At 71.0% G+C, this 13898-nt stretch carries 10 protein-coding genes; 3 read left to right on the top strand and 7 right to left on the bottom strand.

Annotated elements, in window-relative coordinates:
- Positions 1 to 337 precede the first annotated feature (337 nt).
- Both LK06_RS09790 and LK06_RS09795 read left to right on the top strand, forming a co-directional pair.
- A complete protein-coding gene (locus tag LK06_RS09790) occupies positions 338 to 1429 on the top strand; it encodes a phage baseplate protein (RefSeq protein WP_234367386.1) in 1092 nt (363 codons plus the stop codon).
- A gap of 63 nt (positions 1430 to 1492) precedes the next feature.
- Complete coding sequence (locus LK06_RS09795) at positions 1493 to 2239, top strand: hypothetical protein (protein ID WP_089516724.1); 747 nt, start codon at positions 1493 to 1495, stop codon at positions 2237 to 2239.
- Between the two features lie 18 nt (positions 2240 to 2257).
- Here LK06_RS09795 and obgE read toward each other — a convergent pair whose 3' ends face one another.
- The 7 genes from obgE to LK06_RS09830 form a co-directional block, all read right to left on the bottom strand.
- A complete protein-coding gene (obgE, locus tag LK06_RS09800) occupies positions 2258 to 3703 on the bottom strand; it encodes a GTPase ObgE (RefSeq protein ID WP_043434583.1) in 1446 nt (481 codons plus the stop codon).
- 132 nt (positions 3704 to 3835) lie between these two features.
- Entirely contained in the window at positions 3836 to 4090 is a 255-nt protein-coding gene (rpmA, locus tag LK06_RS09805; RefSeq protein WP_039649526.1) for a 50S ribosomal protein L27, read from the bottom strand.
- 14 nt (positions 4091 to 4104) lie between these two features.
- On the bottom strand, positions 4105 to 4425 hold the full coding sequence (gene rplU / locus LK06_RS09810) for a 50S ribosomal protein L21 (RefSeq protein ID WP_030653874.1): 321 nt from the start codon (positions 4423 to 4425) through the stop codon (positions 4105 to 4107).
- Positions 4426 to 4611: 186 nt separating this feature from the next.
- Positions 4612 to 5673 carry an iron-containing alcohol dehydrogenase family protein gene (locus tag LK06_RS09815; RefSeq protein ID WP_043434580.1) on the bottom strand — a complete coding sequence of 354 codons (1062 nt, stop codon included), beginning with the start codon at positions 5671 to 5673 and terminating at the stop codon, positions 4612 to 4614.
- A complete protein-coding gene (locus LK06_RS09820; RefSeq protein WP_039655443.1) occupies positions 5661 to 6413 on the bottom strand; it encodes a phosphocholine cytidylyltransferase family protein in 753 nt (250 codons plus the stop codon). The genes LK06_RS09815 and LK06_RS09820 overlap by 13 nt, the downstream gene beginning before the upstream one ends.
- 199 nt (positions 6414 to 6612) lie before the next feature.
- Entirely contained in the window at positions 6613 to 10878 is a 4266-nt protein-coding gene (locus LK06_RS09825; protein WP_043433650.1) for an Rne/Rng family ribonuclease, read from the bottom strand.
- Between the two features lie 261 nt (positions 10879 to 11139).
- Complete coding sequence (locus LK06_RS09830; RefSeq protein ID WP_039649529.1) at positions 11140 to 11910, bottom strand: TIGR03936 family radical SAM-associated protein; 771 nt, start codon at positions 11908 to 11910, stop codon at positions 11140 to 11142.
- A gap of 549 nt (positions 11911 to 12459) precedes the next feature.
- Between LK06_RS09830 and LK06_RS09840 the strand changes: the two genes are divergently transcribed.
- Complete coding sequence (locus tag LK06_RS09840; RefSeq protein ID WP_039649530.1) at positions 12460 to 13668, top strand: alpha/beta hydrolase family protein; 1209 nt, start codon at positions 12460 to 12462, stop codon at positions 13666 to 13668.
- Positions 13669 to 13898: the final 230 nt, after the last annotated feature.

Raw genomic sequence — 13898 nt, forward strand, 5'->3', positions numbered from 1 at the left:
AGCCGCAAACGATCAAAAGAGCAGTGTTCACGCCGGTAAAGAGACACAGGCTCAACACAACGCGAACACATGTGAGCCGGATGCTAGCCACAGCTAACTCTTCGCCATTGCCTGCAAATCCCCCGCCGTCTACCAAACAACCTCCGGTCAACCACTCATGTTTTGCTCATCCATGACCAACGCAAGACCAGATTCCATCGTCTCTAGCGCGCATCGACGCAGGATGTTTTAATGACCGGCCAGCATCACGGCCAGCCCTCTCGACGCCGCATGTCCGCTCACCGCAACAGGGGCGTGGACGGCGGCACTTTCCACTACTGAGGGGGCTACGATCACCGTGCTCAATCGCAGGCAGATCCTCCGCATGGCGGGCGCCGCCGCCGGGGTGGCTGCCGTTCCCGCGGTCGCCGTCGGAGTCGCGCAGGGCGTCACCCGGGCACGGCGCGCCTCCACGACCGCCCCCGGCTCGGTGACCGCGAGCAAGCGGTTCGACCTCACCGCACCCTCCACGATGCTGCTGAGGGAGGTCTGGCTCGGCGGGACGCGCGTCCTTCAGTCGTTCGCCTTCGACAACACCCGCGGGCACCTCTTCACGGTCCAGCTGGTGGACGGCGGTCTGGAACTGCCCGGCGAGACACAGACCTTCTCCGGCAGTGACCGCACCGCCGACGGCGACCTGTGCGTCACCCGCCTCGACCTGTCGGGAGAGATCCTCGGCACCATGTACCTGCGCGGTTTCGGGCACGGTGTGCAAATCGGCGTCGAGTCGACCGGCTCCGGCAGCTACCTGTGGACCGAGTCCCACAGCGTGCGCACACTGGAGGCCGACGGCAGCTACACCGGGTGGGGCGACCGGCTCGCCCGGTTCGAGTTCGCCAACGGCACGGTGCTCACACCGGACTCACCAGCGGTCGCACAGCACACCCTGGAGGCCGGGGTCGACCGCACCACCTGCGCCATCGATCCGGTCACCAACCGGATCGCGGTGCGCTGCCGCGTCAGCGGCGCCTACCGGTACCGGCTCTACGACCTGGCCGACTTCACGTCCGGCGGCCGCACCGCACTGGCCGACGTGGCCCAGCCGGCCGACCTGCAGCCCGGGTACAGCGACACCTTCCAGGGCTTCGCCAGCTACGGCAGCTCCCTCTACCTCCTCGCCGGCACGGCCTACGGCACCGACGGGTCCGTCTCCCCGAACGGCAACACCTACGTCACCTGCGTGGACTGGAACACCGGCTCCGTCGCCGAACAGGAGCTGACCAAGGCCGGCTACTCCCTCCCCTACCGCGAGCCGGAGGGCATGGCGATCCAGATCCCCGACCCGGCCAGCCCCCAAGCGGTCAGGCTCTGCATGGGATTCGCGTCCACCGCCTCCGACACTGACTCCCGCAAGAAGGCGAGCGTCTACTACAAGGACGCGCTGGTCTGAGCTGCCTCCCGGTATGGCCGGGGCGGCGCCTGCTCCGCCCAGCCGTCTGCGACCATGGACCCCATGCGAGCAGGCGGTGCGATTCGGACGGCCGCGATGGCGGCCTGCGGTACGTTGTTGACGGTTACTCTGACGGCGTGCGGCAGCGCCTCCGGCCACGAGTCCGGCCACTCCGGCGCCGCCGCACGCGGCGGCCATGTGGACGACGCACCGCCGAAGAACACGGTCCTGAAGCGGGTGCCCGGCATCGGGAACCGGCTGTGGCAGCGCGTACCGGCCGACTCCCGACAGGTGGTCGCCGTGTACGGCGCGGGCAAGAACTCCCCCGACTCCACGGTGGTGCTGTTCAGCAAGCACGGCTCCGTGTGGAAGAAGGAGCGTTCCTGGTCGGCCCACAACGGCAGGAAGGGCTGGACAACGGACCACCACGAAGGTGATCGGCGCAGCCCGGTGGGCGTGTTCACGCTGACCGACGCGGGCGGTGTACTGGCCCCGCCGCACACCAAGCTGCCGTACACCCGGTCCGCGGCCTTCCAGGCCCCCCACTACTGGAAGAAGCGGTACTGGCACGACTTCGACTACGTCATCGCCATCGACTACAACCGCGTCAAGGGCACTTCTCCCAACGACCAGACCCGGCCCCAGGGCCAGTCCAAGGGCGGCAACATCTGGCTGCACATGGACCACGGCAGCGGCACCTCGGCGTGCGTGAGCCAGTCCAAGTCGGCCATGGAGTACCTGTTGCGCACCCTCGATCCCGCACTGCACCCCGTCGTCATCATGGGAGACAGGGCACAGCTGGAGGTGTGAAGAAGCGGGGAGGAACGGCTAGAAGGGCTCGAAGTCGTCGAACTCCTGCTGTGACTCATCGCGTTCGGCCTGCCGGTCCCTGCGGCGCTGCGCCGCGGGCCGGGCCGCGTCGAAGCGGTGGTCCTCGCCGCGTCGGCCCAGCATCTCCGCGCCGGCCATGACCGAGGGCTCCCAGTCGAAGACCACCGCGTTCTCCTCGGGGCCGATGGCGACGCCGTCGCCGTGCCGGGCGCCCGCCTTCATCAACTGCTCTTCCACGCCGAGGCGGTTGAGCCTGTCGGCGAGGTAGCCGACGGCCTCGTCGTTGTTGAAGTCGGTCTGGCGGACCCAGCGTTCGGGCTTCTCACCGCGCACCCGGAACAGCGGCTCGCCGCCGACCTCCTCGCGGGTGACGGTGAAGCCCGCGTCATCGACGGCCTTGGGCCGGATGACGATGCGCGTCGCCTCCTCCTTCGGCTTGGCGGCGCGTGCCTCGGCGACCAGCTCGCCGAGCGCGAAGGAGAGCTCCCGCAGCCCGATGTGGGCGACCGCCGACACCTCGAAGACGCGGTAGCCGCGCGCCTCCAGATCGGGGCGGACCATCTCGGCGAGGTCCTTGCCGTCCGGGATGTCGACCTTGTTCAGCACGACGATCCGGGGCCGGTTGCCGAGGCCGCCGTACTCCCGCAGTTCCGCCTCGATCACGTCGAGGTCGGAGACCGGGTCGCGGTCGGACTCCAGGGTCGCGGTGTCGAGCACGTGCACCAGCACGCTGCACCGCTCCACGTGCCGCAGGAACTCCAGTCCCAGGCCCCTGCCCTGGCTGGCGCCCGGGATCAGTCCGGGCACGTCGGCGACGGTGTACACCGTGGAACCGGCCGTCACCACGCCCAGGTTGGGCACCAGCGTCGTGAAGGGGTAGTCGGCGATCTTCGGCTTGGCGGCACTGAGCACGGAGATCAGGGAGGACTTGCCGGCGCTCGGATAGCCCACCAGGGCCACGTCCGCGACCGTCTTCAGCTCCAGCACGATGTCATGCAGATCCCCGGGCTCGCCGAGCAGCGCGAAGCCGGGGGCCTTGCGGCGGGCGGAGGCCAGCGCCGCGTTGCCGAGCCCTCCCCGGCCGCCCTGCGCGGCGACGTACGAGGTGCCGTGGCCGACGAGGTCGGCGAGCACGTTGCCCGCCTTGTCCAGTACCACCGTGCCGTCCGGCACCGGCAGGACCAGGTCCTGGCCGTCCTTGCCGGAACGGTTGCCGCCCTCGCCCGGCTTGCCGTTGGTCGCCTTGCGGTGCGGGGAGTGGTGGTAGTCGAGAAGCGTGGTGACCGACTGGTCGACGGTCAGGATGACGTCGCCGCCACGGCCGCCGTTGCCGCCGTCCGGGCCACCGAGCGGCTTGAACTTCTCACGGTGGACGGAGGCACAGCCGTGGCCTCCGTTACCCGCGGCGACATGCAGTTCGACGCGGTCCACGAAGGTGGTCATGGTTCAGTGCCTCCTGGGGGTACCCCCGGCCCGGAGCTGGGGGGGAGTAAGGATCTCTCTCGTTGGTAACACGCGAAAGGCGGACCCGCCTTCCCGCAGGGGAAGTGAGGTCCGCCTCGCGAAAGCGTTCGGTCAGGCGACCGGAACGATGTTCACGACCTTGCGGCCACGGTGGGTACCGAACTCCACCGCACCGGTCTGCAGGGCGAACAGCGTGTCGTCGCCGCCGCGGCCGACACCGGCACCGGGGTGGAAGTGGGTGCCACGCTGGCGGACCAGGATCTCACCCGCGTTCACGACCTGACCGCCGAAGCGCTTCACGCCGAGCCGCTGGGCATTGGAGTCGCGACCGTTCCGGGTGGACGATGCGCCCTTCTTGTGTGCCATTTCTCCTCAGTCCCTTACTTCGCAGCCGCGGGGATCGACGTGACCTTGATCGCCGTGTACTGCTGGCGGTGGCCCTGCCGACGACGGTAGCCGGTCTTGTTCTTGTAGCGCAGAATGTCGATCTTCTGGCCCTTGTGGTGGTCCACGACCTCGGCCTGGACCTTGATGCCGGCCAGCACCCACGGGTCGCTGGTCACGGAGTCGCCGTCGACAACGAGCAGGGTCGAGAGCTCGACCGTGTCGCCAACCTTGGCGGTGGAAATCTTGTCAACCTCAACGATGTCGCCGACAGCAACCTTGTGCTGGCGACCACCGCTGCGCACGATGGCGTACACGCGGATCTCACTTTCGCTCGAAGAAACGGCACCCCCGCAGGCCAGCCGCCCGGGAACACCACGGACGACCTCTCCCGACCAACCGTGTGCCCGGGAGGAAGAGGTTTACGGGGATGTGGCATGTTCAGTGGACACGCCGACGGTCAAGGTTACGGGGCCGGACCGTAGGGGTCAAACCGGGCCGTCTCAGCCGGCGACCGCGGCCACGTAGTCCCCGTACGCCTTCCTGGTGTCCGCCGGAGACAGCTCAAGGTGCTCCAGGATCGTGTAGCGGCCCGGCCGGGTCTCCGGCGCGAACTCCACGGCCCTGACGAACTCGTCGTCGCTGAATCCGATCTCCTCCGCCACCACTGGCAGCCCGTGCCGGCGCAGAGCCTCGGCCAGCAGGAGGGATTCCTCCTGATCGCCCCGCAGGTGCATGGCGAAGGCAGCGCCGAGTCCCACCTGCTCGCCGTGGCTCGCCGCCCGCCCGGGGTACAGCAGGTCGAGCGCGTGGCTGATCTCGTGGCAGGCCCCGGAGGACGGGCGGGTGTGTCCGGCGATCGACATGGCGATGCCCGACAGCACGAGCCCTTCGGACAGCACGGTCAGGAAACCGTCGTCGCCGCATCCGCCCGGGTGCCGCAGGACAGCCTCACCGGCCTGGCGCGCCATCGCCGCAGCCAGCCCGTCGAGTTGCTCGCCGTTGACGCGCTTGGAGAGCTCCCAGTCGGCGACCGCGGAGATGTTGGACAGGGCGTCACCGATGCCGGAGCGCACGAAACGCATCGGCGCCTCGCGTATGACGTCCAGATCGACGATGACCGCGATGGGGGTCGGCACGCCGTAGGAGCCGCGGCCCGCGTCGTTGTCCAGGATGGACACGGGCGAGCAGACGCCGTCGTGGGAAAGGTTGGTGGCGACGGCGACCATGGGCAGGCCGATGCGCGCCGCGGAGTACTTGGCGCAGTCGATGACCTTGCCGCCGCCGAGGCCCACGACGGCGTCGTAGTGGCCGGACTTCATGCTGTCGGCCAGGCGCACCGCGTCGTCGATGGTGCCGCCGCCGACCTCGAACCAGCTGGCGCCGGGCAGCGAGGGTGCGACGCGCTCGCGCAGCCGGGCGCCCGAGCCGCCGCTGACGGCGATGGCGAGCCGGCCGGAGTGGGAGATCCGCTCGTCGGCGAGGATGCCCGCGAGGTCGTCGAGGGCACCCGGGCGGATGTCCACGACGACCGGCGACGGGATCAGCCGGGTCAGTACTGGCACGCGATCTCCCGTCCGCGAGCGAGGTCGTCGTGGTTGTCGATCTCCACCCACTGAACGTCACCGATCGGCGCGACGTCGATCCGGAAACCGCGGTTGACCAGCTCCTGGTAACCGTGCTCGTAGAACTGCTGGGGGTCGGCCTCCCAGACCGTCCGCAACGCGTCGACCAACTCCGCGGCAGCGTCGCCCTCGATCAACGTGACGCCGATGTACTCGCCGGTCGCCTCAGCCGGGTCCATCAGCTTGGTGATCTTCCGGACACCCTTCTCGGGGTCCACGACGACCTTCATCTCCTCGTCGGCCAGTGACTTCACGGTGTCGAGGGCGAGGATGACCCGCCGGCCCTCGCCACGGGCGGCGAGCAGCGTCTTCTCGACGGAGACCGGGTGCACGGTGTCGCCGTTGGCGAGGATCACACCGTCCTTGAGGGCATCACGGCCGCACCACAGGGAGTAGGCGTTGTTCCACTCCTCAGCCTTGTCGTTGTCGATGAGGGTGAGCTTGAGTCCGTACTCCGCCTCCAGCGCCGCCTTGCGCTCGTACACGGCCTCCTTGCGGTAACCGACGATGACCGCGACCTCGGTCAGCCCGATCTCGGCGAAGTTGGCGAGGGTCAGGTCCAGGACCGTCGGCTCACCCTCCACGCCCGCGGGGCCCACCGGCACCAGAGCCTTGGGCAGGGTGTCGGTGTAGGGGCGCAGACGCCGTCCGGCGCCAGCCGCCAGCACAAGGCCTATCATCGCTTCTTTCTCCTTCGTTTCCCGTTCCGACCTCCCCCAGGCATGGCGGAGGCATCTGCGGCATGGCTGTGTCGAGGCGTGGTCCGTCGCAACGGTGGTCCGGGGCCCGATCGGGCTCAGGGCCCGACGTCTTCGGGACCCCGAATACACCGTGTGGCCCTGTCGCTCGCACAGGACCACACGGTGAGCAGCGGAGGGGTCAGCCCTCGTCGCCGGCGGGGGAGACCGTGGCGGTCTGCTTCGCCGTCGACTCCGCGGCGGCGGTCTTCTTCGCCGCGGTCTTCTTCGCCGTCGTCTTCTTGGCGGCCGTCTTCTTCGCCGCGGGCTCCTTCGCCGCGGTCTTCTTGGCAGCCGTCTTCTTCGCCGCGGTCTTCTTGGCGGCCGTCTTCTTCGCCGTCGTCTTCTTGGCGGCCGTCTTCTTCGCCGTGGCCTTCTTGGCCGCCTTGCGGGCAGTCTTCTTGGCCGGAGCTGCCTCCTCGGCCGGGGCCTCGGCTGCGGTCACGGCCGGGGTCTCCTCCGGCGCAGCTGACGGGACGACCACCACGGCCGCTTCCTCGGAGGCGGTCGGCGCAGTGGCCTTGCGCACGGCACGACGGCGCGGGCGGGCCGGGGCGGCGCTCTCCGCGGGTACGGGTGCCTCCTCGACCGGGGCCTGAGCCTCCGGCTGCTCCACCGATGCCAGGGTCTCGGGCGTGGTCTCGGGCACCGTCACCACGGCCGCCTCGGCGCCGGCGGGGGACCCGGTCGGAGCCGACACCTTCCGGGTCGCTCGACGGCGGGTACGGCCCTTGGGCGCGGCAGCCTCGGCTGCCTCGGCCTGCGGGACCGGAGCCACATGGTCCTCGGCAGCCGCGGACGGCCCGGCCTCCTTCTCAGGGAGCGCCTCCACCTTGCGCGCCTCCACCTTGGGCGCCTCCGCCTTCGGTGCCTCCGCCTTGGGCGCCTCCACCTTGGGCGCCTCCACCTTCGGCGTACCTGCCGGGGCCGAGGCCCGACGGCTGGCCCGGCGCCGCGTACGGCCACGGGTAGCTGCCGCCTCCGCCTCGGCGACGCTGCTGTACAGCTCCTCGTCCGGGGCGAAGTCGGGGGCGGGCAGTGCGACCGGCTCGGCGAGCTCCGCGGCCACCTCAACAGCGGTCTCCGCAGTCGGCTCGACCGCCTCGCCGGTCTCCGCGGCCACCGCGGCGGTCTCGTGCTCCTGCACATGTCCGTCGCCGCCGCGCCCGCGCTTCTTGCGCTTGCCGCCACCTCCGCCGGATGCCGGCTGCTCCACGTGCACGATGACGCCGCGGCCGTTGCAGTGGACGCAGGTCTCGGAGAAGGACTCCAGCAGCCCCTGGCCGACCCGCTTACGGGTCATCTGCACCAGCCCCAGCGAGGTCACCTCGGCCACCTGGTGCTTCGTGCGGTCACGACCCAGGCTCTCGAGCAGGCGCCGCAGCACCAGGTCGCGGTTGGACTCCAGGACCATGTCGATGAAGTCGATCACGATGATGCCGCCGAGGTCGCGCAGCCGCAGCTGACGCACGATCTCCTCGGCCGCCTCCAGGTTGTTCCTGGTGACCGTCTCCTCCAGGTTGCCGCCCTGGCCGGTGAACTTGCCGGTGTTGACGTCGATGACGACCATCGCCTCAGTCCGGTCGATGACCAGCGAACCGCCACTGGGCAGCCAGACCTTGCGGTCCAACGCCTTGGCGAGCTGCTCGTCGATCCGGTAGGTGGCGAAGGCGTCGACCTCGCTGGTCCACTTCGACAGCCGACCGGCCAGATCGGGCGCCACGTGCGAGACGTACCCGTGGATCGTCTCCCACGCTTCGTCACCGCTGACGACGACCTTGGAGAAGTCCTCGTTGAAGATGTCCCGCACGACCCGGACGGTCATGTCCGGCTCGCCGTACAGCAGGGTCGGGGCGTTGCCGCTCTTGGCCTTCTTCTGGATGTCCTCCCACTGCGCCTGCAGCCGCTCGACGTCCCGGCGCAGCTCGTCCTCACTCGCGCCCTCAGCGGCGGTGCGCACGATGACGCCCGCATCCTCGGGGACGATCTTCTTGAGGATGGTCTTCAGCCGGGCCCGCTCGGTGTCGGGCAACTTGCGGCTGATACCGGTCATGGAGCCCTCGGGGACGTACACGAGGTAGCGGCCCGGGAGCGAGACCTGGCTGGTCAGGCGGGCACCCTTGTGACCGATCGGGTCCTTCGTCACCTGGACGAGCACGGACTGACCGGACTTCAGGGCGGACTCGATGCGGCGCGGACCGTTGGCCATGCCCAGCGCCTCGAAGTTGACCTCACCGGCGTAGAGGACCGCGTTGCGACCCTTGCCGATGTCGATGAAGGCGGCCTCCATCGACGGCAGCACGTTCTGCACCTTGCCCAGGTAGACGTTGCCGACGTACGAGGTCGACTGCTCCTTGTTGACGTAGTGCTCTACGAGCACGCCGTCCTCCAGGACGCCGATCTGCGTACGGTCACCGTGCTGACGGACGACCATCACGCGCTCGACGGCCTCACGGCGGGCCAGGAACTCGGCCTCGGTAATGATCGGGACACGACGGCGCCCCTGCTCACGGCCTTCCCGGCGGCGCTGCTTCTTGGCCTCCAGACGGGTCGAGCCCTTGATGGACTGCACCTCGTCGGACGGTTCGGCGGCCTTACGGGGCTCACGGACCTTGACGACCGTACGCTCCGGGTCGTCAGCCGACGACTCGCCGTCCGCGGCGGTGTCACCGGCCCGGCGACGACGACGGCGGCGACGACGACTGCTGCTGGAGCCGGCCGATTCGTCGGAGCGCGCCTCGTCGGCGTCCTCTTCCTCCTGCTCGGCGGCGTCCTCGGCGTCCTGCACGGCTTGCTCGGCGGCCGGTTCCTCGCCCTCGGCGTCCGTGCCCTCACCGGTCTCGCCCTCGGCCGCTTCACCACGACGCCGACGACGGCCGCCACGACGGCGACGACGGCGCGAACCGGACTCCTCGAAGCCCTCGCCGCCCTCCGTCTCGTCGGTCTCCTCACCCTCAGGGAGAACCTCCTCGGGCTCCGCGTCCTGGGCCGGGGCCGCGGTCACGGCGGTCTGCGTCTCCTCGACCTGGGCCGACCCACGACGGCGACGCCGGCGACGCGAACCGGTCTCGGCGGGCTCCTCCGCGTACTCCCCCGGCTCCCCCGGCTCCTCCGCCCCGGCGGTCTCGGCGGCGGCCTCGGCGGCTGCCCGCTCCGGAGTCTGGAACTTCGGCTCGGCGAACACGGGCGGCTGGAAGACGGCGACGGAGGGGCGAGCAGGCCGGCGCGGCGCCCCGGTCTCGGCCTCGGCCTCGGCGGCTTCGGGCGCGGGCGCGGAGAACCCGGACGCGGCGCGCACGACCCGGCGCCGGGTGCGGCGTGGAGCGGCCGTCTCGGCCGGCGCCTGTGGCTCGCTGGCCTGCGGCGCCTGGGCGGCGGAGACGGGCTCGGCGGCACGCTCCGCAGCGGGCTCCTCCGGAGTGTGCGTGCTCACGGTGGTGTCCTTGGCGGCCTCGGCTTCGGCCACGACAGCCTCCTCGGTCACCGGTGCACTGGTGGGCGCGGTCACCCGGCGGGTGGCACGACGGCGAGTACGGCGCGGGGCGGCCTCCTCGGCGACCGGAGCGGACGACTCGGCGACCGGAGCGGGCGGCTCGGAGGCTCCGGCGCCCTCCTCAGCGTCCTGAGCCGAGGTCACCGCAGCGGGCGCTGCCTCGACGGTGGCCGACACATCCTCGGCGGGCACCGTGCCGGCGGTCTTCGGGGCCCCGACGGGTGCGGACGCACGACGGGTCGCACGGCGCCGCGGCCGACCGGCGGACCCGGCCTCGGCGACCACGGCGGCCTCGCCAGTACCGAAAGCCTCCTGGGCGCCGGAGACCTGCCTGGTGCCCGCTGCCTCGGTGACGGTGCCGGTCGCCTCGGTGGCGGTACCGGTCGGCGCGGTGGCGGTACCGGTCGGCGCGGCGACGGCGCGGGTGGCCCGACGACGAGTACGACGCGGGGCGGCCTCCTCACCGACGACGACCTCGCCCGCCTCCGCGACGGCGACAGGGGCCTCAGGCTCGGCGTCGACGGCCGGCACGGTGGCCTCGGCGGACGCCGGTGAACCGGCCGGCGCGGACGCCCGGCGCGTGGCCCGGCGGCGCGGACGACCCGCGGGCGTGGTCTGAACGGCGGCGGGCACCTGCGCACCAGCCTCCGTCTCGGCAGCCACTGCTGCCTCTCCCGCTTCTCCGGTCGGCACGGTCTCCACGGACGCTGCGGCGTCTTCAGTCCCGAGCACCTCGGTGGCCTCGTCCACATCCGCAGCTGGTATGGCCGATGCAGTGACCTCGGCGGGCGCCTCGGCCGGGGCGGCGGGCGGACCCGCCGGGCGGGAGGCGGCACGGCGACGCCTGCGCGGCGGCAGGGTGTCGCTGGGAGTGTTCAGTTCGGAACCCTCGTTGGGTTCGGTCGGCTTGAGCATGCGGGCGTTTCTCCCGTCAGGCTCCCGGGCGCCGCGCCTGGTCCGGCGACGTCCTCACTGGGCCGTCCGCCGGTGACGTCCACGGCCCGCGCGCTGCGCGATGGCCGCCGTCCGGGGCGCGGGCGCCGCACGGGAGCACTCTGTGTCTTGTCTCGCCGGTTCCGTACCCCTTGTCGGTACGGCCTGGCGAAAGTCTTCTGGTCGGTGCGCTGCCCGACCCAGGTGGCTCCCGAGTACCAGGGCGGCGCTACGACGTCCGCCCTACGCGGAGCCTTCCGGCGCCGTCGCGGTGGCAACCGGTACGGCCGTCAGGGCCTCGGCTGCCTCGCGGTCGGGCGCGAGCGGGTCGGTCACCACGCCGGTCTCTTCATCGAACAGCCCCTGCGCCAGCCTGGTCACCGCTGCGGGGACCGGCGGCGCCAGGTCGGCCACGGCGCGGAGACCGGACAGGACGTCGTCGGGTCGTACGGCAGGCGTCACGTGCCGAACAACCAGCCGCAGTATCGCACAGGGCCGGTCGGTCGGCCTATCAGTCGGCGAACCGTGCGTTTCCAGGCTCACCACGGCCGGCCGGGCGTCGAAGGTACGAACGCCGTTCTTGGTCCTCCGCTGCACCTCGACGGTCTCGGCCTCGGTGAAGGCCTCCACCGCCTGCTCGACGTCGGTCGGGTCGGCGCCGTCCAGCCGCAGCTCCCATACGGAGGCCGTCAGCCGGTCGGCGAGGCCCGGGGTCCGCGCCTCGACCGCCTCGACGATGTCGAGGCCCGCGGGCAGCGACTCGTCGAGGAGCACGCGCAGGGTGTCCGGGGCACGCGACTCGGTGAGCGCGATCTCCAGGTACTCCGCCTCACTGCCCGTGCCGGTGGGTGCGGCATTGGCATACGACACCTTCGGGTGCGGCGTGAACCCTGCCGAGTACGCCATGGGCACCTCGGCACGGCGCAGCGCACGCTCGAAGGCGCGCTGGAAGTCTCGGTGGCTGGTGAACCTCAGGCGGCCGCGCTTGGTGTAACGCAGTCGGATGCGCTGCACCGCGGGTGCGGGCGGCGGGCCTTCGGGCTGTCGCTTGCCCAGTGTCCTAGTCCTTCGTGAGAGCGGTCGTGCTACTACCAAGACTACGTGCCGCGGAGCCCGAGGGTTCCCGCCGGTCCACCGCGGCCGGCTGCCGTGAGTCGCCGAAGAGCATCCGGCGGAGGCCGGCGCACGCCTGTCGCACCCTGTCACGGGCGGTGGCCAGCACCTCGCGGGCACCCCGGCCCGCGGCGCGCACTCCCCGGGCGGCCGGCCGCAGGACGGCCTTCCGCACGGTCTGACCGACCGGTGTGCGGACGGAGCGGACGGACCGGTGGACCCAACGCTCCGGTTCCACGAAGATCCACCGGACGAGGGCCCCGAGTGCCCCTACGCCGGACGGGCCGGACGGCGCCTCTGGTACGTCGGAGCCGGATTCGAGGACCATGCCCTCACCCACCACGGACCGCACACGGCCCGTGGTGCGCCTTGCCCGAAACGCTCCTACGGTGAGAAGCGCGGTCCGGAGCTGCGAGGGGGTGCGTCAGGACGAGACGCCCGGGAGCCGGTATGGCCTACCACTTCAACGACAACCAGCAGTTCGACTACGAGACCCGGCTCGCCCTGGGCTCGGCCTGGCGGCAGGGCGCCGACGTCGGCGAGGTTCTGGCGACCGCTTCCACCGTGTCGGACGGTGACGGGGAGACGTGGTTCAGCACCTGGGTGGAGCTGGCGCGCAAGGTCCGCGCGCAGGCCGAGCGCAGCGCTGCCCGAGGCCACACGGCAAGCGCCAGGGACGCCTGGCTGCGTGCCGCCGGATACTTCGGTACCGCCCTGGTGGGCGTCGACGCGGTCGCCGGTCCCGACAAGCGGCTGGACGAGGTGTTTCCCGAACACCGCGCCTGCTTCGACCACTTCATCAGGGCATGCAGCCCACCCGCCGAAGCGATCCGCGTACCGTACGAGAACACGTCCCTGCCCGGATACCTGGTCGGTCCGTCCGCCGTGTCCGGCCCGCTGCCGGTGCTGATCGCCAACAACGGCAGCGACGGCCCGATCAGCACAGCCTGGACACTGCTCGGTGCGCCCGCGGTCGCTCGTGGTTACCGCGTTCTGCTCTTCGACGGTCCTGGCCAGCAGTCCATGCTCTTCGAGAAGGGGTCCACCTTCCGGCACGACTGGGAGCACGTCATCACGCCCGTCGTGGAGTTCCTCCTCTCCCGCCCCGAGGTCGACCCCCGGCGGATCGTCCTGGCCGGCATCAGCCAGGCCGGCTACTGGGTGCCGCGCGCGCTCGCCTTCGAGCACCGGATCGCCGCCGCGGTCGCCGACCCCGGCGTGATGCGCGTGGCGGACAGTTGGTGGCACAACATGGGCGCCGACCTGCACAGCCTGTGGGAGTCCGGTGATCGCGAGACCTTCGACCAGGTGATCCGGGAAGCTCTCGCCCAAAATCCGGCGCACGCCGCGACCTGGCGCTGGCGGACCAAGCCGTACGGCATCGACTCCCCCTTCGACCTGCTCACCGAGGTGTCCCGGTACGACCTCGCCCCCGTCACCGACCGGATCACCAGCCCGCTGCTGATCACCGACCCGGAGGGCGAACAGTTCTGGCCGGGCGCCTCGCAGGAGTTGTACGACGCCCTGCCCGGTCCGAAGCAACTGGTCCGTTTCACCGAGGCGGAGGGAGCCCACCTGCACTGCGAACCGATGGGCCGCGCCCTGTTCGAACAGCGTGTCTTCGACTGGCTGGACGACCGGCTCAGCCTGTCGGCATAGGGTCCCAGCCGCCCGGGCGTAGGCCCCAGCCGCCCGCTGCCAACCGCCGGCGAAGGTGCTCCAGAAGCGGATGCCGGTGCGACCGGTGCTCGGTCGTCAACTGCCCGCAGGGCCTCCTCGCCCCTGCCGTCGAGTGCGGCAGCATAGGTCCGACCGAGACCGGCCGGACGAATCCTTGAGGCTCCTCACCGACCGCTGGGGCAGACTCGTCTTGACGCCTCCGTGGACCC

Origin of the sequence: Streptomyces pluripotens, from assembly GCF_000802245.2 — a bacterium.
In the GTDB taxonomy this organism is placed as follows: domain Bacteria; phylum Actinomycetota; class Actinomycetes; order Streptomycetales; family Streptomycetaceae; genus Streptomyces; species Streptomyces pluripotens.